Here is a 24,132-nt window from a genome sequence, read left to right as displayed (position 1 = left end):
CAGGCTGTTGTCAGTTCCTCCGTTATGTAAAGGCTGGTTCCAAGTATGAAAAGCACCCGCTTAACAAAGAATGAGGTTATCACTCCTCAATTCTTTGGTGAAGGCGGGATGCATGATGTTCCAGCATATGTTTGCGACGATGAACGAAATGCTCGACAACATTATTGATTCCTACCCTCTGGCGGCGGAGGAGCAGAAGCAATATTATGATGAGCAGCTTTACGCTTTAAAGCAGATCAGCGATTCTTTAATTGAGCAATGGATTGATTTTGAAGAAAAATTTGCCGGTTTTACAGAGGATGAAGCTGAGCAATCCAATGCTTCACTGCTTACAGCGGCAGCAGAGTATGAAGGTCAAGCATTAGCGGCGGTGCCGCAAGTGTCGTCACCACAGCAAGCGGATAAACCAAACGTTTCGCAGCAGCCTATTTCTGGCATGACTGTGGAGCAAGCGGAGCTCATATCCAAAGGACAGGGCTATTATCAATTATTTATGTTTTCCCATGCTGCAAAGCAGTTCCAGCTTGCTGTAAACCACTTGCCGGAATGCAATTTGGCAAGGCTGTTTTTGGCTATGACGAATATGCACCTGCAAAATTGGAGTGAGGCGCAGCGTCATTTTCAACTGCTAATTGGACTTACGGACTATCCGAAATGGCTCGCTTTAAGCTATAATGCCCTTGGGTGCATTCAAGCGGTTCATTTAAACTTGGAGCAGGCAGAGCAATTTTTCCTTAAAGCCTATGAGCTGGACCCAAGCTTTAAGGACCCGCTGAATAATTTGCAGAGCTGCCGGGAACGTCCGCAGCAGTTGTCATTATTGTTCGGCAGCACGGAGCTATGCTGCTTGTGAGAGGATCGGATTTATTTTATGAAATATGCAGTGCTTGATTTGGAAACGACCGGACACAGCGCCTCCGATGATATTTTACAGGTGGGGCTGGTCCTCCTTGATGATGATCTTGAAGTTGTTCATACGTATAATTCGTTTGTAAAGCCAACGATTGCCATACCGCCGTTTATTACGCAGCTTACCGGCATTGACGAGGCGATGGTGGCGGATGCGCCGGAGCTGTCTGATGTGCTGATGGACATGATTCCGCTGCTTGATGATGCGGTGCTCGTGGCGCATAATGTCAATTTTGACGCTGGTTTTCTGAACCAGGCGCTCGATCGCAGCGGGTACCATACGTTTGCAGGGCGCAGGCTCGATACGATTGAGCTGCTGCGCATTCTTTTTCCATCGATAACTTCTTACCAGCTTGGTGCTGTTTCTGAGCAGTTCGGCATTACGCATGAGCATCATCATCGCGCTGATAGCGATGCAATGGCGACCGCCGTTATATTCGCCAAATCGGTACAAAAGCTTCGGAGCCTGCCGCTGCTGACTTTGCAGCGGTTATCTTCGCTTGTGGACAATGGCAGCGATTTAAGCTGGTTTATTACGGTTACGCTTAAACAGGTAGAACAAAACATCGTAATGGGCGTCCCCGATTATGATTTTTTCAACCAGTTTGCATTGAAAGCTAGAGAATGGACAGAGGAAAAGCCCGCGCGCAGCGAAGAGGGAGCCTCGCCTTTGCAGGAGATGTCATTCGAGCAATATTTGGATGAAATCAAGCAGCGCTTTATTGAGCAATTTCCTAATTATGAAGAACGCGAAGCGCAGACGACGATGTTCCGTGAAGTGTTTGACTCGCTGGACAGCAAACGCCATTTGCTTATTGAAGCAGGAACGGGTACAGGAAAGTCTCTCGGCTATTTAATACCCGCGCTCTATTATGGTATCCGCCAGGATGAGAAGATAGTCGTCAGCACGCATACCATTAATTTGCAAGAGCAGTTGAGGCATCGCGATGTACCGCTGCTTAAGCAGATTTTGCCGATAGAGTTTCGGGCTTCAATCTTCAAGGGCAGAGGCAATTATTTGTGCCTGCGCAAGTTTGAAAGTAAAATAAATACAAGGGATATGATGTCTCCTGTTGACGATGCGATTACAGCCTCGCAAATGGTCGTGTGGCTGGGCGAGACGGAAACGGGCGATCAAGAGGAGCTGAATTTCAGCAACAAGGGGACCGACTTCTGGTCTACCGTTGCCAGCGATGCAGATTCCTGTCTGAACCGGGCGTGTCCTTGGTTTAAACGCTGTTATTATCATCGTGCCAAGCATGAAGCCAATATAGCTGATGTGTGCATTACGAATCACTCCATGCTGTTCACAGACATACAGGCCGATCATCGGCTGCTGCCGACCTACAGCCATTTGATTGTCGATGAGGCGCATCATGTGGAGGAAGTAGCAAGCAAGCATCTGGGCATGCAGCTCGGCTACTATACGATAACCAATGCGTTTACGCGTATGTTTAAGGACGCTCGTTCCGGCCTGCTGCCATCTCTGCGCATTCATCTCCAGCAGGAAAGCGATGAGCGGGTGCAAGGCTGGCTGGAAACGATTGATACCGTTATTCCCGCCTTTACGGAAGTGAAGGAGCATTGGGAAAGGCTGTTTGAGATGCTGTACAGCTTTGTTCAAGCTTCTCCTGATGCGACGGGTGAAAACAATCAATCTGTGTACCGTTTGCGAGGCGACAGCCTCCCGGAAGGCTGGTCCGAAGTGCTCGCCGAAGAGACCAATATTCATACGGAGCTCATTCGCGTGCTGAAGACGGCTGAGAAAATGTCCGAGGAGATTAAAGATCGCATTGATGAGCTGGCGGTACAGGCGCTTGTAACGGACTTGAATGGCGCTTTACGCGATTTGACGAGAGTCAAGGATGATCTGCGCAGCTTTATGAAGGTCGATCAGACGACGGACGTGTTCTGGCTGGAAGCCAATATGACCTACAAGCATCGATCGCTGCATCTTTATGCGGTGCCAATTGATGTGAGCAGCCAGCTTCAGCAGTATTTATTTGATGTGAAGGACAGCATTATTTTAACGTCCGCCACTCTATCGGTGCAAAAATCATTCCAGTTCGCTGAAGAGCAGCTTGGACTTGGCGGCTTTGAAGAAGCGGGAAGGCTGCGTACCGTGCAGCTGGCATCGCCATTTAATTACCGTGAACAAGCGCTCGTTATTATTCCGCGCAATTTCCCTGTTCTTAAAGGCTCAGCGGGAGAGCCCGCATTTATTTCAATGCTCGTCTCTTCCTTGGCAGATGCGGTGCAGCAGACAAATGGCAGAATGCTAGTGCTGTTTACCTCTTACCGAATGCTAAAGCAGGTATACGATCCGCTTAAGGCGGCGCTTGCGGCCACCAGCATTCAAGTGCTGGGCCAAGGCATCGACAGCGGCAATCGTACGAAGCTGACGCGGCGGTTTTTACAGCAGCCGGAGTCTGTGCTGCTTGGCACAAGCAGCTTTTGGGAGGGCGTTGACATTCCTGGCGAAGCCTTAACTTGCCTTGCTATCGTCAGACTGCCATTCCAACCGCCGAATCATCCGCTGCTGGAGGCGAAGTCGGAATTGCTGCAGCGCCAAAAGCAAAATCCTTTTATGAAGCTGTCGATCCCGCAAGCGGTTATTCGCTTCAAGCAAGGCTTTGGCAGGCTCGTGCGAACGGCGAAGGATAAAGGGATTGTCATTATTTATGATACACGGGTTATTGAAACGTATTATGGCAAGCATTTTCTCTATTCTTTGCCTGGACCGAAAATTGAGCATATGCATATCGAACAAATTGTACCGAGAATGAGAGAATGGCTTGGTGCCGAGAAGGAGGAGGAGAACGGGTGAAGCAGACGAAAATATCGGAGGCCGTCGTAAGACGCCTCCCCATTTACCTGCAAGTGCTGAACGAGCTGAACAACCGGGAGGTGCAGACCGTTTCGTCCCAGGAGCTTGGCGTCAAGCTGGATTTAAATCCGGCGCAAATCCGCAAGGACTTGGCGTATTTCGGTGATTTTGGCCGCAAGGGTATCGGCTATGATGTGACGTATTTAATTGAAAAAATTCGCCAAATACTCAAGCTTGATCAGACGATTAATGTGGCGCTTGTCGGTGCGGGTAATTTGGGTCATGCTCTATGCAATTATAATAAATATTCTAAAGACAATATGAAAATTATTGCGGTGTTTGATGTGCATCCATCTAAAATCGGCTCGCAAATTAATAATTTGACCGTAATGCCGATGGATATGCTGAAACATACGGTTGAGGAGAATAATATTCGAATTGGGATTATTACCGTTCCCGGATTTGAAGCGCAAAACGTTGCTAATCAATTTATAGATGCGGGCATTGAAGGCTTGCTCAATTTTGCCCCAGCGATATTGAAGGTACCAGAAGAAATTCGCATTCATCATGCTGACTTTACGAAAGAGCTGCTAAGTCTGGCGTATTACTTGGAGAGGGAAAGGGATGACGAAAATGAGCCAAATTTGGATTGAAAATGGACGTTTTGTAACGATGGAGGATGGCGAGCATGTGCTTCAAGGGCATATGGTTGTGACCGATGATCGCATTACATATATCGGAGCAGAAGCTCCAACTGGGCTGCAAGCCGATGTGCAGAAGCTGGACGGCAGTAAGCTTGCTTTTATGCCGGGCCTAGTAAACACGCATGGGCATGCAGCTATGACCTTGCTGCGCGGCTACTCCGATGATCAAAACCTGCAAGTCTGGCTGGAGCAAAAAATGTGGCCGATGGAGGGCAAATACATCGACCTTGATACACGTGCGGGCAGCGCGCTTGCCGTGGTAGAAATGCTGAAATCCGGTACAACGGCTTTCGTGGATATGTATGACCGCATGGATCAGCTGGCCGAAGTCGTGGAACAGTCCGGCATTCGCGGCTGTCTGACGCGCGGCGTCATTGGCCTCTGCCCAGAGGATGTGCAGCAAGCGAAACTGGAGGAAGCGATAGCTTTCGCACGCGATTGGAACGGCAAGGCAAATGGCCGTATTACGACGATGATTTCGCCGCATGCGCCTTATACATGCCCGCCCGATTATATTGAGAAATTCGTGCAGGCTGCTCATGATTATGATTTGCCGCTGCACACGCATATGTCAGAATCAATTGCCGAAGTAGAGCAGAACGTTCGCGATTATGGCGTTCGTCCCGTTCAGCATCTCGACAATTTAGGCTTCTTCTCTCGTCCGGCACTTGTTGCTCATGCGGTGCATTTGAATGACGAGGAAATTGCGCTGCTTGCTGACCGCAAAGTAGCTGTATCGCATAACCCGGTCAGCAACCTCAAGCTGGCAAGCGGCATTGCCCGCGTTCCTGATTTGCTTCGCGCTGGTGTAACGGTATCACTAGGCACGGACAGCGCGGCGAGCAACAACAATCTCGATCTGTTCAAGGAAATCAATCTTGCGGCTTTGCTGCATAAAGGTGTTTCTGGCGATCCTACGGTTGTTCCAGCCATTGAAGCTTTGCGAATGGGCACGGTATACGGCGCTCGCTCTATTTGGCAGGAAGATTCCATTGGCCGCCTGCGCGTTGGCATGAAGGCGGATTTCATCGCCATCGATATTGAACAGCCGCATTTTTACCCACAGACGGATATTGTGTCCCATCTGGTGTACGCGGGCTCGGGCCGCGACGTCAAGCATGTATGGGTAGACGGGCGTCAGGTTGTACGGGATGGCGAATGCACATTGCTCGATGAGGAGAAAATTCGTCACGATGCTCAGGCAAGCTTCGAGAGGTTGTTGAAGGCATAATGCGGGCGAGAACGAGAAAGCCGTTTTGGACGGTAAAACGGGCTGTCTTTATTTCAATTGTTTTTGTTATCGCCTTGTTGACCGTTACGATTGTTTATTACCGCGCTGTGCATAAGGAATTATGGGCAGAGGAAGCTCCAATTAAGGCGTATGCTGTAGAAGCCGCACAGTTGACGGAAGTTACGGGCATGACGAAGCAGGTGTGGGATGGCATTTCCTGGGTCGTAAAAGGGAAGACCGCGGATGAACAAGAAGTTTACGTATTTCTGACAACAGTCGAAAGTCCTGTGCTTACACTGAAAGCAACGGAACATATTACAGCAGAACAGGCGGAATCTGCGTTACTGAGCAGTAAGCCGGATGCGGATGTTAAAAGGACACAGCCGGGATTGCTGAACGGCGAGCCGGTATGGGAAATTTTTTACAGCCGTGATGAAGCGATAACGAAATATTATTATGCGTATTATTCGTTCCGCGATGGCGCATTTGTGAAGCAATATAGTTTAGTAGGTGACAAGGCGTCCTAGCTGTATTGGATGCTTAAGCTGTAACAGCTGGAATTGCTGGCTATTATTACACCCCCTTATTCAAAAGGCGATGTGATATACTTTCGTGTATCGGAGTTGATATGCGTTTGGTATATCACCGTCATTTTGAGAGGGGGATTTTTACGATGTTCAAACTCAGGATCATGCCGATTTTGCTAACAGCTGCTGCGTCCGCCCTCGTTTTGTTTGGAGGCTGGCTCATTTATCATCAGGTTGCATTCGCAGCTCCGCTTGCCAAGGCGGTTGATCAAATAGAAGGCATTGCTTCATCCGACACACCTATTATGGATACGGACCGTATTACTTTCCCGCTGACGCTTACAGCCGGAGCGGATTTAAAGCATGTATATGAAACGATAGTCGAGCAAAGCAAATCTGTCGCCCAGAGCCGCGACATTCAGCTCGATATTGCGAATACCGACTCGAATGCGAAGCTGGATCAGCTGTGGTCATCGTCTTTATTCAAAGTGGCCGAAGCGATGGAGCACAAAAACTATTCTGCTATTCCGGAGGCACTTAAAGCTTTGGCAGATGAACATTCGGGTGTGGAGGCCATTACCGATATCGATGATAGCAATGTCTATATTACGCTGAAAGATGGCACGGCAACGAAGTATATCATCCTTCCGCGCGTTGCCCCGCAGCTGGAGGTGTCCAGTTATGCGTAAATACGGCATCGAAATGGCGATTGGCTTTGTTCCGGTATTCATTGCCTTTCTTTTATTTGTAAATGTGAATTTAATGCCTTTCGTACTGCTTGTCATTATCGCAGCTGCTGTCGTGTATTTAGCGACTGGCAGAGGCAAATTCGCACATGCTTCCGGAACGAAGCGGCGGAAGGTGTCAAGCAGCGTTCCCTTTTCCTTTGAGCAAATCGGCGGACAGGAGCGGGCCAAGCAGGAGTTGATCGAGGCGCTTGATTTTCTCGTCCGACATGAGGAACTGAGCAAGCTGGGCATTCGGCCCTTGAAGGGGATTTTGCTGACGGGACCTCCGGGAACTGGGAAGACGCTAATGGCGAAAGCCGCAGCGCAATATACCGACTCAATTTATCTGGCTGCCTCCGGCAGTGAATTTGTAGAGATGTACGTCGGCGTCGGCGCTGGCCGGATACGCGACTTATTCAAAGAAGCCCGGACGAAGGCGAAGAAAGCGGGCAAGGAAAGCGCCGTTATTTTTATCGATGAGATCGAGGTTATCGGGGGCAAGCGCGATGGCGGGCAGCATCGGGAATATGATCAAACGCTCAATCAACTGCTCACGGAAATGGACGGTATTCATGCGGATACGGCGCCGCGGCTGCTCATTATTGCAGCAACGAACCGTAAAGAAATGCTCGACAGCGCCCTGCTTAGGCCCGGACGGTTCGACCGCCATATTGGGGTAGAGCTGCCGGACAAAAAAGCGCGCCAGCAAATATTGAATATTCATGCGGCCAATAAGCCGCTTGCCGAGACGGTTGAGCTGGAGAAGGTAGCGGCCGAGTCGTTTGGCTTTTCCGGTGCCCAACTGGAGAGTGTCATGAACGAAGGTGCGATTTATGCGATGCGGGAGCAAAGCGAGGTCATTGAAGAGCAGCATCTGGCTATGGCGATAGACAAGGTCATGATGGGCGAGAAGACGGACCGCGAGGCGACGAAGGAGGAGCGCGAGCGTGTGGCGCTGCATGAGCTCGGCCATGCGATTTCAGCTGAGCTGCTCCGCCCGGGCAGTGTATCTCAGGTTGCCTTGTCTCCACGTGGTCAGGCGCTAGGCTATGTGCGTCATAATCCAGAGCAGGACCGTTATTTATACACAAGGGATTTTCTAAATGGGCAAATTATGATTGCGCTTGGCGGGGCGGCGGCCGAGGAAATCTTCTACGGAAATCGCAGCACAGGGTCGCGTGGCGACTTTGACCAGGCGATGAACATTGTCCGCACACTTGTCGAGTCGGGCTTAACGGAGCTAGGCATTATTCATCCCGAAATGATGACGCCTGATGCATGGGCGAAAATCAATCGCTCCATCCTTGACGATTTAATGGGCAAGACGATTGCAATGCTGGCACCGAAGCGCCAGGTTTTTCTGGACGCGCTAGATGTTCTGATCCGTGAAGAAACGCTCAGCGGCGCCGAGTTTCGTGAATTGCTTAAGAAGTTGTCACATAGCGCATCATAATACAGCATGAAAACCCCTCAATTTATTACAATTTGAAGGCAGACGACATGTCTGTCTTCTTTTTTTTCAGAAAACCGTTATAATAAACATTGAACATAACTATAAAGAGAATGTTTCTCATTTACATGGTGTAGGGAAACGACAAGGAGAGAATCATGTCTATTAAAAAAGTTGGCGTAGTTGGCGCAGGTACAATGGGCCAGGGCATTGCCGAAATGTTGGCCTCGAAAGGGCTGGACGTTCATTTAATCGAGATTTCGGAAGAAAGATTGACATATGGCAGGCAAATGATTGAGCTTAGCCTGGACAAGCAGATCGAGAAATGGGCTTTGACGCAGGCCGAGAAGAAATTGATTATGAATCGTATTCATATGACCCTGTCCTATGATGCACTGGCCGAATGTGAGCTGGTCATTGAGACGATTACGGAGGATCTGGAAAGCAAGAAGGCGGTCATTAGCCAAATCGATGACATTTGCGGCGCTGAAATTATTTTGGCGAGCAATACGTCCACACTCAGCTTGACAGAACTGGCTAGCGCCTCTGCACATCCGGAGCGGGTTATCGGGCTTCATTTCATCTATCCGGTGTTGAAAATCGATTTGGTGGAAATTGTCCGTGGTCTTAAAACGAGCGAAGATACCTTCACAAGCACCAAACATTTCGTTGAAGAAATTATTCATAAAAAAGGCGTCATGGTATTTGAATCCCCTGGATTCGTAACATCCCGCCTTATTTGCTTGTTCATAAACGAAGCTCTGCACGTATTGGAGGAAGGTGTCGCTTCTGCGGAAGACATCGACAGCGCGATGCGTGTCGGCTATTCCTTCCAGCATGGTCCATTCGAGATGGCGGACCGCTTCGGCCTCGATTCCGTGCTTGCGGCACTGGACCGGATGTTCCGTGAATATGGCGAGCTCAAATACCGCCCTTCCATCGTCTTAAAAAAAATGGTGCGTGCTGGTCAGCTGGGTGCAAAAACTGGCGTTGGCTTTTTCAAATATGACAAGGAAGGGGATCGGATCTAATGAAAGTACTCGTTATTAATGCAGGAAGCTCTTCTCTGAAATATCAGCTTTACGACATGCGCGATGAATCGGTGCTGGCTAGCGGCCGGGTTGAACGAATCGGGATGGACTCCTCCATCGTGACGCATGAACCAGCAGACAAGCCGGAAGTGCGCGATGTGAGCGAAATTTTGGACCATGTGACGGCAGTTAAAAAGGTTATTGACATGCTGACTCATCCAGAACATGGCGCAGTCGCGACAATGGATGAAATAGAGGCGGTCGGCCACCGCGTTGTGCACGGCGGGGAAGTATTCAACAGCTCTACGCTTGTTACAACTGAAGTTAAGCTTGAAATTCGCCGCTTGTTTGATTTGGCACCACTGCATAATCCGGCCCATATGATGGGGATTACTGCGGTTGAAGCAAATATGCCGGGTGTTCCACAGGCTGTAGTATTCGATACAGCGTTCCACCAGTCGATGCCGAACACTTCTTATCTGTATCCGATCCCTCAGGTGCTGTACCGTCGCCACAAGGTACGCCGTTACGGCTTCCACGGCACATCTCACCAATATGTGAGCCAGCAAGGCGCAGAGCTGCTTGGAAAGCCGCTGGAGTCGCTTAAAATGGTTACGGCTCATATTGGCAACGGCGCAAGCTGTACGGCGATTTTGGATGGCAAATCATTCGATACAAGCATGGGCATGACCCCGCTTGAAGGTTTGATGATGGGTACACGCAGTGGTGACCTTGATCCGGCGATCGTTCCTTTCGTCATGAATAAAGAAGAGCTGACACTTAGCGAAGTGAATTCCATGCTGAATAAGCATAGCGGCATGCTGGCGATTTCTGGCATTAGCAGCGATATGCGCGAAGTAACGGAGGCGATGGAGGAAGGCGATCGCAATGCGAAGCTTGCTTTTGATATGTATACGTATCGCGTTCGTAAATATATTGGCGCGTACGCGGCTGCGATGAACGGCATTGACGTTCTGTTGTTTACGGCCGGCGTTGGCGAAAACTCTTCGGCATTGCGCAAAGCGGTATGCGATGGCATTACCTTCCTCGGCATTGAACTGGATGAAGAGAAAAATGCAAAGCGCAGCAAGGATGCGCGGGTTATTTCGACAGACGCTTCGCGCGTGAAGGTACTGGTAGTTCCTACGAATGAAGAGCTGTTGATTGCTCGCGATACGTACACACTGGTACAGGCTCAGGCAGCGGGTGCAGCAAACGTTTAAGTAGGTTTTAATGGAAAGGCGGGCAAGCAGTGAGCAATGATGACATCTGGAAAGCTTATTCGCGCGGTATGGCGGCTGTAATGGAGGAGGGCGGTGTGCACATTTACGCCGTGCTGCTGCGTTCTTATCGGCAGCTTGGGCTGACGGATAGCGAGCTGCTGCTGCTGCTGCAGCTTAAGGCATTTCGGGATGTGGAGGGAAATGGCTTCCCGACGCCAGACGAGCTGGCGGAGCGTATGGACGCAAGCGAGCGCAGTATCGTCGAGCAGCTTGGAAAGCTGATGAAAGAAGGCTTTCTAGCGATTGATGAGCATCTGGACTCCCAAACAGGCATCCAATCCGAGCAGTATAACTGGAGCGGCTGGCTGCTTAAGGCAGCCGAATGGGCGGCTCTGGAAAAACGCGAGTCGAAAAAAGCGGAGAAAGCGCAGCGCCAGCCGGTGCAGCGGGTAGCAAATCCGGTCAATCTGTTTAATATTTTCGAGCAGGAGTTTGGCCGGCTGCTGTCGCCAATCGAATGCGAAACCATCAGCGGATGGATGGATGAGGATAAATATGCGGAAGAGCTTATTCGCTTTGCGCTTAAGGAAGCGGTATTTGCTGGGAAGCTGAGCTTCCGCTACATTGACCGCATCTTAATCGAGTGGAGCCGCAATCGTGTGACGAACGAGGATGAAGCCCGCGCCCATGCGCAGCGTTTTCGCGGCGGCAGGGGATAGGGGCACGGCGCGTCTTGTTATTTTTGTCAGTGAGCCAATGAGTATTACGGGTTAATTATAGCAGCGGCCGTCATCCTTAATAGGTGGCGGCCGTTTTTTTGACTTTTTGGATGCTGGCTAAATGAGCTCGAGCAGAATTTCAGCTGCTATTCACTCTAGTGGAATAAGGATTGTAAAAACGGCTGAAGTGTGTTGATTGCGTGTAACTGCATCCTTTTTTATAAAACGGTAGGAACAACGATAGTAGAAAGCGAATGTAAGGGGGAGCATGATTAAAGGAGATGAGTAAAGCATGCAGCTTGCAAATAAAATTGGCGTAATTGTCGATAGCTTTGGCGTCGGCGTGAGCGAAGGCCTGCGTTTGGCGAAGGATGTTGGAGCGGAGGGCGTGCAAATATATGCAGTAGATGGGGAAATGGATCCTGCAGTACTGACAGGATCCAAGCGCAAGCAGCTCAAGGAGGAAGTTGCTCAGCTTGGTCTTGAAATATCGGCGTTATGCGGCGACTTAGGTGGGCATGGATTTCAAGATAAACGAGCCAATCCGTTGAAAATCGAAAAATCCAAGCGCATTCTGGATTTAGCGGTTGAACTGGGAACGAACATTGTCACGACCCATATTGGCATCGTACCGGATGATCCGAACAGCGAAGTTTACGCTTCCATGCAGCAGGCGTGTGAGGAGCTGGCGAATTATGCAACTAGTCAGCAGGCGTATTTTGCGATTGAGACGGGCCCGGAAACAGCAGCGCAGTTGAAAGCATTTCTTGATACGCTAGGCTCTCGCGGCGTTTCGGTTAATTTTGACCCGGCGAATATGGTCATGGTCACGGGAGATGATCCTGTGAATGGGCTGTATATATTGAGGGATTATGTTGTGCATACGCATGTGAAGGATGGCGTCCGCCACCGGATTGTGGACCCCCGGCAAGTATATGGAGCGCTAGGCTATGAAAAAATGGATCATGGGCAAATCGCGCAAATGGCGTCCGAAGGTCCGGATTTTTCAGAGCTGCCGCTTGGCGAGGGCAGCGTAAATTTCACTGCTTATTTTAACATGATTCAAACGATTGGGTATAAGGGCTATTTGACAATCGAGCGAGAGGTTGGCTCGCAGCCAGAGGCGGATATTCGCAAAGCTGTCGAGTTTATTAAACGATACCGCTAACGAGCTGAAAATTAGCCTGATTGCGCAAAGGCCGCCAAGCATCCCATCATCTCTTCATCAGCCAACCTCTCCTTTAAGTCATGGAGAGGTTGTTTGGGCTGTATGCAATTAAATGGCCTAATAGTAGACCGTTTCCCTTGCCTTGAATCTGTAAATGGAATTTGATTAAAGTGATGGAATTATGTATAATTATTCATTGTGTAGAATTAATATTCATATTCAGGGGGAGTTTTATGAAATATAAAGTATTTGTTGATGGACAAGAAGGCTCGACAGGCTTGAAGATCTATGAGTATCTGTCAAAACGATCGGACATTGAATTTCGCAGGATTGATTCCGACAAAAGAAAAGATCCTGAAGAACGAAGTAAATTCCTTAATGATGCAGATATCGTTTTTCTATGTCTGCCCGATTCAGCTGCAAAAGAATCCATTGCGCTAGTGAAAAATGAAAAAACAAGAATCATAAATACCAGCACTGCCTTTAGAACGGATAAAAATTGGATATATGGATTGCCTGAGTTGAAAAATCAAAGAGAATTCATACAGTCCGCATCGAGAGTCTCCGTTCCTGGTTGTCATGCAACTGGCTTTATTCTGACGATTAAACCGCTAATTGAAGCAGGCATTCTCCCAAAAGATTATCCTGTTACGTGTTATTCTGTGACAGGCTACTCTGGAGCTGGCAAAAGCGGGATAGAGGAATATGAAAATTCAGCGTTAATTGCTGAAAGAAAACTCCATGTTCCAAGACATTATGCGCTTCACCACAATCATAAGCACATACCTGAGATGCTGATGTATTCAGGACTTTCATATGAGCCATTATTTACGCCCATAAAAGCTAATTATGCACAAGGAATAGCCATGTCAGTCCCCTTAATGAGCAGGATTTTGTCCAAAAATGCTTCTGCAAAAGATGTACATGAAGTATTATCAGCGTATTTTGAATCGGAGCGTTTTGTTCATGTGATGCCATATGATTCAGAAGCATATCTTGATGAAGGCTGCTTCATGATTTCTGAGTGTAATCATACAAATCGACTGGAAATTTTTGTTTTTGGACAAGAGGGCAAGGTAAATATTATTTCCAGATACGATAATTTAGGCAAGGGTGCATCAGGTGCTGCCGTACAAAACATGAATATCATGCTTGGATTGGATGAAGGTAATAGCCTGGTGAACTAAATCAGTTGATACAAAGCGTTATCCGCTTGCAGATAACGCTAGTTTTATAAAAAACGGCAGAATAGGGCTTTATTTTTGTGAGAGGTCAACCAGAAATGATTGGTTGGCCTATTTTCTCGTCCATTTACTACTTCAAATTATGGCTATTAAAGTTCTGGAGCATTGCGGTGAATTGCTTCAGCGAGGCATCATCCCATTGTGAAATGCTGGCATAGAAGGCGGATTCTTTTTCCTTCAGGGCATCCAAAGCTCGCTCCCGTCCAAGCTGGGTCAAGGATAAGCGCACGCCGCGGCGATCCTCGGGAGTGGGCTCGCTTTGTACATATTGAAGACGTTTAAGCTGGTTGACCAAGCGGGTAACGGAGCTTCGGTCCATAGCTGTTGCTTCGGCTAAAGCTGTGGCGCTGGTTGTCCCATAAGAAAGGAGCCACCGTACAATTAAAAAAGCGGCGGGCTGCAAGGTGGAATCAAACCGCGCAGCAGCTCTGACATTCAAGGCGTGCGAGGCGCTAATAAGCGCATTAAGCTGTTCACCAAGCTTTAATTCAAGCTGTGTTCTTGGTGGAAGCTGCTCTGATTGATTATTATTCATTATAAACATCTCCGTTGGCTCCATAGATTTACATTCGAATATAATTGACATATATCAAATAAAATCATATAGTTGATTTATGTCAATTATATGATTTTGCATATGGAGTGTCAAAAAAATTCAAGATAAACAGGAGAAACGTATGAATACAAATTCAGTGGCTGTCATTACAGGAGCGACCAGCGGTATTGGTCAGATTGCCGCAATTGATTTAGCCAAGCGAGGCATGAAGCTTGTATTAACCGCTAGAAGCAGGGAACGAGCGGAGGAAACAGCCAGAAGGATTAATGAGGCAGCGCCTCATTCGGAAGTTGTCTTCTTTTACGGAGACTTATCTATCATGGCGGATGTGAAAAGAATAGGGGAAGAAATCCAGTCAGCCTATGCCCAAATCGATGTGCTCGTGAATAATGCGGGTCTGCATGCTTTTACGCAGCGGATCACCTCCGAGGGTTTCTCGGAAATGATGGCCGTCAACTATTTGGCGCCATGGCTATTGACGTTGATTTTGCTGCCGTCGCTCAAGGCTTCTAGCCAAGCGAGAGTTGTCAATGTGGCATCAGAGGCATCCCGCAATCATGGGGTGCTGGCGCTGCCAGAAGATTTAATGGATACAGCTGATTTTACAGCAAGGGGCTCGTCAGCCATCTATGGAAAAACAAAGCTGTTGAATATTATGTTTACCGGGGAGCTTTCCCGTCAATTATCTGGCACCGGCGTAGCTGTTCATGCGCTCAATCCAGGATTTAATGTAACAGGGCTTGGACGCGAGCTTTGGTTTGCCCCGATGCTTGAACGAATATTAAAAGGGCTGCGAATTGGAGATCCGCGCAAAGGTGCCGAGATTATTACCCGTTTAGCGATTGACCCGCAGTATGGAGGAGTCACTGGCGGGTATTATAACGTTGGGACAGGCAAATCCATTCTTCCTGTGCATCCTGGCGGCGATAAGGCAATGCTGTCTAAGCTGTGGATGGAGACGCAGCGATTGCTGCAGCATAGGAAATGGATTTAATCATAGGTTTAAGCAGGTGTATGATGACTACTCCGATTTTACCGCAAAAAGCATAACAGCGGCGGTATCTAACTGCTCCACGACGATGGAGTAGCGGTGCGACTTGAGCCATTCTTGAAGCTCATGCAAGTGTAACGGCTCGATAGGGACAGCAAGTGGCTTCCTAACAGCAGCAGGAGCAGGAGCAGAATTAGATAAGCCTGCTCCCTCTTCGTTATCGAGGCTTAGATCGGTAATAGCCAGTCGTCCTCCCGGCAGCAAAATGCGGTCCATCTCAGCCAGAGCCAGCAGCTGCTGGGAGCCATTCAAATGATGCATCGCAAAGCTGCAAGCGATGAAGGAGCATACGCGGTCCGGTAGCGGCAGGGTGAGCAGGTTGCCGAGCTTTGCTTCCACATGCGGCAGACGCCCGCGCAAAATGCTGAGCATTTGCGCCGATTGCTCAATAGCTGTTAAGTATACGCCCGCCTCGGCGAGCTTGACTGACAGATTGCCGGTTCCGGCCCCAAGTTCGGCGCCGCACTCGCCCGCAATCGGGTCAATCCATTCCAGCGTTTTCATAAGCGCTTGTTCATAGCCAGAAGGGGTCAGTACCTTTGCTAATGCGGCCATTGGGGCCGCTTCGCCATGCTCCAGCGCCAGACGATCATAATCCCAGCGGTCATTCCAGCTTCTTCGCTCGGAGCGGGAGTGCTTCATCATATCCGCCACGTCCTCAGCTGTGCTAAGCTCAGGCTGTGCCTGACGCCGCCATATGGCAATCGTATCATCAAGCGCCTGCAGCTTTTGACCCGTTATGACCCATTCCTCATACAGTAGAGCCCGCGCACGATCGGCTAATCGCAGAAAATCATCATGCTGTTGTACCGTTTGCAGCACCTCGCCGATGACAGCCAGCGGCATGCCCAGCTCACGCAGCGCAATAATCCACCGCAGACGCTCCATATCTGCCTCGCTATACAGGCGATAGCCGTTTTCTCGCGCTTTCGTTGGCGAAACGAGCCCTTTTTCCTCGTAAAACCGCAGCGTACGCGGAGTTGTGCCAAGCAATCGTGCGGCTTCAAATACCTTCACAACGATTCCTCCTTTACTAAAGCATGAACCTTTCCCTAACGTAAAGGTCAAGCATTTTTTTAAATATAGGAAAGTATATGATTTTTCTATCCTTTCTCTGTATTCCACCCTCGAAACGGTAGCTTTGCCGCCATAGGACGGCAAAGGCCGTTTCACCTTGGATACTGATACATAGTGTCGCCTGAGTATCCCTTGAAAAAAGAGCCGCCTCTGCACCGTTGTGCATCGAGACAGCTCTTATTCTTCTTAATCTTTATATAGTTTGCGATTGAAGCGGCACATTATTTGCGGCCGTTCAACAGCTCCCAGCGATATACATATTCAAATATGAACTCAAACGCCTCCAAATGGCGCTTCGCTTCAAACGGATTTGCTCCCCAGGCGTAAATGCCATGCTTGCGCAGCAAAATGCCGGGAATTTCCGGCTGCAGGCGCTGAGTCACCTCGGGAACGATTTGCGGTATGTTGGCGAAGTTGGACACGATCGGAATGTCGATATGTGCTTCCTCGTCCCAAATATTGAACGCCTTAATCAGCTCGACACCATCGACCGGCACGGACTTGCGATCCCAGAACCATTCCGAGATGACGCTGTTAAAGACGGTATGCACATGAAAAATAGCGCCTGCGCCCGTCTGGCGATAAATTTCGCAGTGGATCAGCGTTTCTGCTGAAGGCTTCAGCTTCGTCGCTTCGACAGCTTTGCCTTCTTTATCGACGAATAAGTAGTCTTCCGGTGTATGAACCGTTTTATCCTTGCCGCTTGCCGTAATGGCAAAATGGAACTGCTCGGGGTCGAAATCGCCGACGCGTACCGACAGATTGCCGCTCGTGCCAGGGAACCAGCCGCGCGAGGCGAACAGTTCCTTCACTTCACGCAGATCAGCCAGCGCTTTCTGCTTCTGCTCCGTTGTAATTTGCTCAAATGTCATTACGATTCATCCTTTCCCTTGTCAAGCACGCGAATAATATCATGGAACGTCTCATATTCGGAATGAGGCAGGCCAAGCTCTTGGCATTTCGTCGTCAGGTGCGAGCGGGAAAATACCGTATCCGCCAGCTTTGCGCCTTCAAAGTCCGTCACGCTGTCGCCAATGACAATACGTTCATATTGCTCAGCGGGAAAACGTCGCATAATGGTCGTTTTGCACATGCCGCATGCGTTGCTGCACTGTCCGTCACAAGGATGCGGCCATGTAATTTCAATATTAGGGCCGCTAAAATCGTGGCCATTGCAATAAATATGATCCTGCGGAATATCGAATGGCTCAAGCACCGGATAGACGAAAAAGTCAATGCCGCCGCTTGTTACATAAAATTCAATATCATTTTTCCGGCAGTAGGAGAGGAGATCGCCAAAGCCTTCGCGAATTCGCGCATTCGTAATGCCGAAATGAACAACCTCGCTCATTATCGAGGAGGGGAGGAGGCGAAACAGCTGGCCAACCCCTTCACGGATCGAAATTTGCTGCGAAATCGTCTGCTCCACAATGGGCTCCCACCCTGGCGGGTTAAAATGGCGGATAATCGCAATAATATTATCGTTTATTGTAATCGTTCCGTCAAAATCGCAGAAAATGATGCGTTTTTTTGCTGCTGTCATTCTTTAATCCCCCAAGCGTCAATGGCAGCTTGCAGCGCTTCGCCGCCAGGAGCCGCGGCAGCTTCGCGCAGATGAACGCCGTTCATCGCCGCATCAATCGCCAGGCGGAAGGCTTGTCCGCCAGCAGCAGTGCCCATTGGATGGCCGTGAATGCCGCCGCCTGCGTTGACAACGACCTCGGTGCCGAAGTCGCGCAAAATAAGTGGAACAAGGCCCGGATGAATGCCTGCGGATGGAACCGGAAAGCTGGTAAGCAGCCCGCTAGATGGTGCCAGCAGCGCATCCTTGACTGCGAGATTTTCTTCCTTCGGCATGACGACCGAGCCGTAAGGAGAAGGGAACAGCACGAGATCAGCTCCCGCAAGGCGCATAAGCTTGCCTAGCAGCACGGATGCGCCAATGCCATAGTGCGGTGAGGGATACATCGCGCCCGCCATAGCCGGATGTGCAGCAATAGGGACATTGATAGATGCATCCTTGCTCAACTCATGCAGCACATCGTAGCCATATGCCAGCACATTAAAAAGCAGGGCGTTAGCGCCAGCAGCAATTGCTTTGCGCGCCTGAGAAGCTAGCTGCGAAGTAGGTCCAGTCAAATTGACGGCATAAAGCAGCTTTTGTCCTGTTTCCTGCTGGGCGCACTCGGCAGCTTCCATACAAGCCTCAACGCGTTTTTCCAGCGGGGTCAGCGGATTTTCAAACAAAATTTCATCATCTTTAATCAGATCCACGCCGCCAAGCGCCTGCTTATAAAACTGCTCCTGCAAGTTGGCCAGATCATGTCCGACCACGGATTTGAAAATGCTCATCAGCAGCGGGCGCTCCTGTACGCCGAGCAGGTCCCGAACGCCCTGCAGGCCAAACTTCGGACCCGGGAAAGCAGAGCCGAACGACTGTGAAACCTCAATATCAATCAGCTTAATGCGACCGTCCATCGACAGCTTGCCGAAAATTGTAACGAGCAGGGCAGGGATATCACGGCTGAAATTAATATCTGGATAAGCAATGCGAATATCAGCGAAGCGATTGCCTTCTCCGCCTTCATGCACCTCAACGGACAATACTTTGCCGAGATGCTTCTCCATTTCGGATTTGCGGGCCTCTGGCAGGTCGGTCCAGCTTCCAACCGTCAGGCCGACGGCGATGGATAACGCTTTTTTATCAAAATCTGCTTTATCGTCAAAGCTGCGATAGGTAGCAATGCAAAATTCACTCATTATTTCAAGCTCCTCTCAATATCGGCTCCGATTTCGGCTGCGCGCTCGGCGGAACGCTTCATGCCGCTGGCAATTGTCTCGGCTAAGCCTTTCTGGCTCATTACCTCAAGCGCTGCTTGCGTCGTTCCGTTCGGGGATGTCACTTTGCGTCTCAATTCGGCAGGCTCCTCGCCAGTTGCGCGTACCATCTCTGCAGCACCAAGCACCGTCTGGGTGACAAGCTCCTTGGCAGCCGTTTCGCTAAGGCCCATTGCCTTTGCCGCATCAATCATCGCTTCCATAAAATAATACACGTAAGCTGGGCCGCTGCCCGATACGCCGGTAATGACGTCCTGATAGTTCTCCTCAACAACGGAGGTTATGCCAACAGATTGGAAAATAGCTTCCGCCAGCTGCTGCTGCTCCTTCGTCACCGCTGCGGAATAACTAATGCCGGTAACGCCGAGCCCGATCGTGCAGGAAGTGTTCGGCATTGTGCGGACAATGGACAGCTTGCGGCCAAGCAGCAGCTCAATTGACGCGATCGATAGTCCGGCAATAACCGAAATAATAAGCTGATGCTCCGAAATAAAAGGCTTAATGCCCGCAATTGCTTCAGCCGCATCCTTAGGCTTCATCGCGAGAAAAATAATGTCGGCATCCTTCAGAAACGCTTCGTTCGAGGAGCCTTGCAAAATCGTCTGAACGCCATACTGGCTATTAAGCTCGGTGAGCCGATCAGCATTTTGCCGATTGAGCATCGCAATGCGTCCCGGCTGGGTCAGCTTCTGATTAATCATGCCGCGGGCGATGGCTTCTGCCATGGAGCCGGCGCCGTAGAACGCGATTTGCAGGGATTGAATACGATCACTCGTCTTGGTGTCTGTATCTATTGGCATAACGGTTTCCTCCAGTATTTTGAAATCGTAAAGGGAATGCGGAATTAGCCGCGAATTTGTCCTGAGCCAGTAATCCGGTATTTTGTTGATGTAAGAGCAGGCAAGCCCATTGGCCCGCGCGCGTGGAGCTTCTGCGTGCTAATGCCGATTTCGGCGCCAAAGCCGAATTCAAACCCATCCGTAAAGCGGGTAGAAGCATTGTGATAGACGGCGGCCGCATCAATTTCCTGCATAAAGCGTGCTGCATGGCCAGCGTCCTCGGTCACGATACATTCGGAATGCTGCGTCCCGTAGGTGCTAATGTGGGCAATAGCTTCATCCAAGCTATCAACGATTTTTACGTTCAGAATATAGTCATTATACTCTGTCGCATAATCTTCATTAGTGGCTTGCTTGACGCCAGAAATGAATTGCATCACGCGCTCGCAGCCGCGAAGCTCTACCTTTGCTGCCTTAAACTGCTCGGCAAGGGAAAGGAGCGATACGCTGGCAAAAGCCTCGTGAACGAGCAGCGTTTCCATGGAGTTGCAGACGGAAGGGCGCTGTGCTTTTGCGTTAAGGGAAATGCTTGCTGCCATTTCGGCATTTGCACTTGCATCAATATAAGTATGGCAAATGCCTGCGCCAGTTTCAATAACTGGGACGGTGGCATTTTCAACAACGGTGCGAATGAGCGCCGATCCGCCGCGTGGAATAATGACATCAAGCAGTCCGTTCAGCTTGAGCATTTCATTGACCGATGCGCGATCGGAATCTTCAATGAGCTGGAGTGCGTCGGCTGGCAAAGCCGTCGTTTCTAGCGCCTGGCGCAGCACCTCAATAATTTTGCGATTCGATTCAAGTGCTGCTGAGCCGCCGCGGAGCACGACGCAGTTGCTTGTTTTGAGACATAATCCAGCCGCATCGACCGTCACATTCGGACGCGCTTCATAGATGATGCCAATAACGCCGAGTGGTACACGCGATTTTTCAATATGCAGGCCATTCGGACGGTCGAACTGCTCCAGCAGCTCGCCGACTGGGTCAGGCAGCAGAGCGATTTCTCGGAGCGCTTGGGCAATAGCTTCAATTCTTGTTTCATCAAGTGCGAGACGGTCGAGGAGGGAGCGGCTAGTGCCGGCTGCTTCTCCGTTTTGCAAATCGAGCTTGTTCGCTTCAATAATGTCTGCTGTGTGGGTAATTAAAGCATCAGCAATCGTTAACAGCGCAGCATTTTTCTGGTCGGTCGTTACAGTGTTCATGACGCTTGCAGCACGTTTTGCCAAGGTGGCTTTTTGGACGACTTCGCTTGTCATAGATTTGTTCCTCCTAATAAAATAGTGAAATACAATCGGACCCCTACTTATGAAATAACGGGCTTATTTTAATGAAACCCATTCATCCCGGTGGATTACTTCAATCCGGTTCACGTCAATTCTGCGCTTCACTTCTTCGCTGCCAAGTCCAGCTGCGGCTTTCGTTTGCCAGGCGGCGTAGTTGACGACGCCGCGCCCTATCGTATCGCCGCTCGCGCTAAGCACTTCAACGATATCGCCTGGATGAAAATCGCCGCTGCTTTCTGTAATGCCGGCAGGGAGCAGGCTTTTGCCTCCTGTAAGCAGGGCAAGCTCCGCTCCTGCATCGACTGTAATCGTGCCTTGAGGCATAGAGTGGAAGCCCAGCCATTGCTTCTTCATCGGCAGGCTGTGCATTTCCGTATCGAAATACGTGCCTTGGCCGGAGCCGCTTGTAGCAAGCGACAGATCGCCGGGCTGCTGTACTTTCCCGATAAAAGCGGGCACGCCGCCGCGCATGGCAATCCGGGCTGCTTCAATTTTGGAGCGCATTCCGCCCGTTCCAACTGCCGAGCCAGCACCGCCAGCGAACTTCATAATGTCTGCGGAAATGCTGTCGACACGCTCGATTTTGACTGCTAAAGGATTTTTGCGCGGATCTTCCGTATACAAGCCGTCCATATCTGTAATAATAATGAGCTGACCGGCTTTTGTCATCGTTGCGACCAGCGCAGACAAGTTGTCATTATCGCCAAATTTCAGCTCATCGGTTGCAACGGTATCGTTCTCATTAATAATCGGTATCGTGCGCAGCCTGAGCAGCTCTTCAATGGTCATCAAAGCGTTTTGAATTCGCTTGCGGTTCGAGAAGTCGGCCCGTGTCAGCAAAATTTGTGCCGCTCCAATACCGAACTGGCTAAAAGCCTCCTGATAAGCCTGCATAAGCAGCGCTTGCCCAACTGCTGCGGCCGCCTGCTTCTCGTGAACGGCTTTGGGCCTTGACTCATAGCCTATTTGGCGAAAGCCTGCGGCTACGGCGCCAGAGGTGACTAGTATGACCGAGCGGCCTGCTGCATGCAGCGCGGCAAGCTCAGATACAAAATAAGCGATGCGTTCCTTATTCAGTCCGCCTTCCTCGGAGGTTAGCGAGCTGCTGCCGATTTTTACAATGATTCGTTCCGCCATTTATCCATCATCCCATTTCCTGACAAAATAAAAAAGACTCCCGTCCGTAAAGGACGAAAGTCTTATAAGCTTCCGCGGTACCACCTTAATTGACCGAATGCCAATATAGGCAAACAATCCTGCTTGGGCCTCGTAACAGGAGGTGCTGTCCGATTCATCATCGGCCGTTCAGGGGCAGGTTCAGCGAGCAGTCGAGGTAAATTCTTGCAGCCTCTGGAATTCACTCTCTGGGCACGACCTAGTCAAGCTTACTAGTCCCGTCATAACGTTTCATGTTCAGTTGATTTAAGCATATCATGATCGACTGGCTGCTGTAAAGAGAGGCAATCGCAGGCGGCTAGGCTTTGAAAATGCCAAGCTTGCCAATACGTTCAACCGCTTCCTCCAGCCGAGCTTCGCTCGTAAGCAAACCAAGCCGCACATACCCTTCGCCGAATGAGCCGAAGCCGACTCCCGGCGCGACAACGACATCCGCTTCCTGCAGTACGAGATCCGCGAAAGATTCAGACGTGTAGCCTTCCGGAACAGGCAGCCAGCAGAAGAAGGAGCCTCCTGGGCGCTCTGCTTTCCAGCCGATGCGGTCAAGGGCGCCGAACAAAGCCTCGCGTCTGCGCTCATAGGTAGCGTTCAGCTCTGTTACGCATTGCTGCGGACCGGTTAGCGCTTCAGCAGCCGCTTCCTGAATGCCGCCAAACAGGCTGCAATAATAATGATCCTGCATAAGATTAATTAAAGAAATGATCTGTGAGTTGCCTAGTGCAAAGCCTACGCGCCAGCCCGCCATATTGTAGGATTTGGACAAGGTATAAAACTCGATGCCCACTTCCTTTGCTCCCGGCGTTTGGAGGAAGCTGACTGGACGCTCGCCATCAAAGCCAATCGCGCCGTAAGCAAAATCACTTGCGACAACGACGCCTGTGCGGCGGGCGAATTCAACCGTTTGGGCATAAAATTCTGGATTCGCTACCGCTCCGGTCGGATTGTTCGGATAGTTCATAAACAACAGCTTGGCACGCTCAAGCGCGGCTACGTCAATGGCGCTATAATCGGGCAAAAAGTGGTTTTCCGCCGTTAGCGGCATAAAGTGCATATCCGCTCCAGCGAGTGCCACGCCTGACCAATAATCGGGATAGCCCGGATCAGGCACGAGGCAGACATCGCCGGGATTCAGCAGGCACTGGCTAATTTCCACCAGGCCTGTTTTGCCGCCGAACAAAATAGCGACTTCTGTGGTTGGGTCTATATCAACGTTATAATCTTCCTTATAACGTTTTGCGACGGCTTCCTTGAGAAAAGGGTAGCCGCTAAAAGGCGGATAACGGTGATACATGGGGTTAGCGGCAGCTTCTTGAAGCTTTGCCACAATGTGCGGCGGAGTCGGCTGATCGGGATTGCCTTGTCCAAGGTTAATAACGTCGCGGCCTTTGGCAACTTGGGCATTAGCCTTAGCAACCAATTTAGCAAAAAATTGCGTGGGCAAGCCCGTCATACGATCTGCTGGTTTAATGATATGCTGCTCCAGCTTTGTTTCCATTTTTATTCACACTCCACATCCAATAGTTGCTCATGAACAATAAGCCGTTAAGCATT

The 24,132-nt window shown here is 49.9% G+C and carries 22 protein-coding genes; 13 read left to right on the top strand and 9 right to left on the bottom strand.

Annotated features, from left to right (window positions below; all coding sequences use genetic code 11):
• The first annotated feature begins 112 nt into the window (after positions 1-112).
• The 12 genes from ACSR9A_RS12240 to argC all read left to right on the top strand — a co-directional run bounded on the left by ACSR9A_RS12240 (position 113) and on the right by argC (position 13,704).
• Complete coding sequence (locus ACSR9A_RS12240) at positions 113-853, top strand: tetratricopeptide repeat protein (RefSeq protein WP_473757488.1); 741 nt, start codon at positions 113-115, stop codon at positions 851-853.
• 18 nt (positions 854-871) lie between these two features.
• Positions 872-3,736, top strand: a complete 2,865-nt coding sequence (gene dinG / locus ACSR9A_RS12235) for an ATP-dependent DNA helicase DinG (protein ID WP_473757487.1) — start codon at positions 872-874, stop codon at positions 3,734-3,736.
• Complete coding sequence (locus tag ACSR9A_RS12230; RefSeq protein ID WP_473757486.1) at positions 3,733-4,389, top strand: redox-sensing transcriptional repressor Rex; 657 nt, start codon at positions 3,733-3,735, stop codon at positions 4,387-4,389. The genes dinG and ACSR9A_RS12230 overlap by 4 nt, the downstream gene beginning before the upstream one ends.
• Positions 4,370-5,671 (top strand): amidohydrolase, encoded by a 1,302-nt coding sequence (locus tag ACSR9A_RS12225; protein WP_473757992.1) that lies wholly within the window; start codon positions 4,370-4,372, stop codon positions 5,669-5,671. The genes ACSR9A_RS12230 and ACSR9A_RS12225 overlap by 20 nt, the downstream gene beginning before the upstream one ends.
• The gene (locus ACSR9A_RS12220) at positions 5,671-6,198 is read left to right on the top strand and encodes a hypothetical protein (RefSeq protein WP_341278123.1); all 528 of its coding nucleotides are present in this window, start codon (positions 5,671-5,673) and stop codon (positions 6,196-6,198) included. Before ACSR9A_RS12225 ends, ACSR9A_RS12220 begins: the two co-directional genes overlap by 1 nt.
• 146 nt (positions 6,199-6,344) lie before the next feature.
• Positions 6,345-6,887, top strand: coding sequence for a hypothetical protein (locus ACSR9A_RS12215; RefSeq protein ID WP_473757485.1), 543 nt, complete (start codon positions 6,345-6,347; stop codon positions 6,885-6,887).
• Positions 6,880-8,379 (top strand): AAA family ATPase, encoded by a 1,500-nt coding sequence (locus ACSR9A_RS12210; RefSeq protein WP_473757484.1) that lies wholly within the window; start codon positions 6,880-6,882, stop codon positions 8,377-8,379. Before ACSR9A_RS12215 ends, ACSR9A_RS12210 begins: the two co-directional genes overlap by 8 nt.
• A gap of 155 nt (positions 8,380-8,534) precedes the next feature.
• On the top strand, positions 8,535-9,407 hold the full coding sequence (locus ACSR9A_RS12205) for a 3-hydroxyacyl-CoA dehydrogenase family protein (RefSeq protein WP_473757483.1): 873 nt from the start codon (positions 8,535-8,537) through the stop codon (positions 9,405-9,407).
• Positions 9,407-10,630 (top strand): acetate/propionate family kinase, encoded by a 1,224-nt coding sequence (locus ACSR9A_RS12200; RefSeq protein WP_341278119.1) that lies wholly within the window; start codon positions 9,407-9,409, stop codon positions 10,628-10,630. The genes ACSR9A_RS12205 and ACSR9A_RS12200 overlap by 1 nt, the downstream gene beginning before the upstream one ends.
• Positions 10,631-10,659: 29 nt before the next feature.
• Positions 10,660-11,349 carry a DnaD domain-containing protein gene (locus ACSR9A_RS12195; protein WP_473757482.1) on the top strand — a complete coding sequence of 230 codons (690 nt, stop codon included), beginning with the start codon at positions 10,660-10,662 and terminating at the stop codon, positions 11,347-11,349.
• A 292-nt stretch (positions 11,350-11,641) separates the two neighbouring features.
• Positions 11,642-12,517 (top strand): sugar phosphate isomerase/epimerase family protein, encoded by an 876-nt coding sequence (locus ACSR9A_RS12190; RefSeq protein ID WP_473757481.1) that lies wholly within the window; start codon positions 11,642-11,644, stop codon positions 12,515-12,517.
• Between the two features lie 233 nt (positions 12,518-12,750).
• Positions 12,751-13,704, top strand: coding sequence for an N-acetyl-gamma-glutamyl-phosphate reductase (gene argC, locus ACSR9A_RS12185; RefSeq protein ID WP_473757480.1), 954 nt, complete (start codon positions 12,751-12,753; stop codon positions 13,702-13,704).
• 127 nt (positions 13,705-13,831) lie between these two features.
• Here the strand turns inward: argC and ACSR9A_RS12180 are convergent, their stop codons facing one another.
• Positions 13,832-14,296, bottom strand: coding sequence for a MarR family winged helix-turn-helix transcriptional regulator (locus ACSR9A_RS12180; RefSeq protein WP_473757479.1), 465 nt, complete (start codon positions 14,294-14,296; stop codon positions 13,832-13,834).
• Positions 14,297-14,438: 142 nt separating this feature from the next.
• On the opposite strand from ACSR9A_RS12180, the gene ACSR9A_RS12175 reads away from it, so the two are divergent.
• Complete coding sequence (locus ACSR9A_RS12175; RefSeq protein ID WP_473757478.1) at positions 14,439-15,311, top strand: SDR family NAD(P)-dependent oxidoreductase; 873 nt, start codon at positions 14,439-14,441, stop codon at positions 15,309-15,311.
• Positions 15,312-15,338: 27 nt separating this feature from the next.
• On the opposite strand, the gene ACSR9A_RS12170 is transcribed toward ACSR9A_RS12175, so the two are convergent.
• The 8 genes from ACSR9A_RS12170 to ACSR9A_RS12135 all read right to left on the bottom strand — a co-directional run bounded on the left by ACSR9A_RS12170 (position 15,339) and on the right by ACSR9A_RS12135 (position 24,076).
• Positions 15,339-16,385 carry a MerR family transcriptional regulator gene (locus tag ACSR9A_RS12170; protein WP_473757477.1) on the bottom strand — a complete coding sequence of 349 codons (1,047 nt, stop codon included), beginning with the start codon at positions 16,383-16,385 and terminating at the stop codon, positions 15,339-15,341.
• A gap of 281 nt (positions 16,386-16,666) precedes the next feature.
• On the bottom strand, positions 16,667-17,317 hold the full coding sequence (mtnB, locus tag ACSR9A_RS12165; protein ID WP_341278110.1) for a methylthioribulose 1-phosphate dehydratase: 651 nt from the start codon (positions 17,315-17,317) through the stop codon (positions 16,667-16,669).
• The gene (locus ACSR9A_RS12160) at positions 17,317-17,988 is read right to left on the bottom strand and encodes a 2-hydroxy-3-keto-5-methylthiopentenyl-1-phosphate phosphatase (protein ID WP_473757476.1); all 672 of its coding nucleotides are present in this window, start codon (positions 17,986-17,988) and stop codon (positions 17,317-17,319) included. Before ACSR9A_RS12160 ends, mtnB begins: the two co-directional genes overlap by 1 nt.
• The gene (locus ACSR9A_RS12155; protein WP_473757475.1) at positions 17,985-19,205 is read right to left on the bottom strand and encodes a 2,3-diketo-5-methylthiopentyl-1-phosphate enolase; all 1,221 of its coding nucleotides are present in this window, start codon (positions 19,203-19,205) and stop codon (positions 17,985-17,987) included. The genes ACSR9A_RS12160 and ACSR9A_RS12155 overlap by 4 nt, the downstream gene beginning before the upstream one ends.
• Complete coding sequence (proC, locus tag ACSR9A_RS12150; protein WP_473757474.1) at positions 19,205-20,083, bottom strand: pyrroline-5-carboxylate reductase; 879 nt, start codon at positions 20,081-20,083, stop codon at positions 19,205-19,207. Before proC ends, ACSR9A_RS12155 begins: the two co-directional genes overlap by 1 nt.
• Positions 20,084-20,127: 44 nt before the next feature.
• Positions 20,128-21,378, bottom strand: coding sequence for a glutamate-5-semialdehyde dehydrogenase (locus ACSR9A_RS12145; RefSeq protein ID WP_473757473.1), 1,251 nt, complete (start codon positions 21,376-21,378; stop codon positions 20,128-20,130).
• A gap of 63 nt (positions 21,379-21,441) precedes the next feature.
• Entirely contained in the window at positions 21,442-22,542 is a 1,101-nt protein-coding gene (gene proB, locus ACSR9A_RS12140) for a glutamate 5-kinase (protein WP_473757472.1), read from the bottom strand.
• Between the two features lie 337 nt (positions 22,543-22,879).
• Positions 22,880-24,076 carry a pyridoxal phosphate-dependent aminotransferase gene (locus ACSR9A_RS12135; protein WP_473757471.1) on the bottom strand — a complete coding sequence of 399 codons (1,197 nt, stop codon included), beginning with the start codon at positions 24,074-24,076 and terminating at the stop codon, positions 22,880-22,882.
• Positions 24,077-24,132: the final 56 nt, after the last annotated feature.

The sequence above is a fragment of the Paenibacillus sp. R-74696 genome (genome assembly GCF_055814915.1).
The sequence above is the reverse complement of the archived record's forward strand: the minus strand, read 5'-3'. Positions and strand labels throughout refer to the sequence as shown.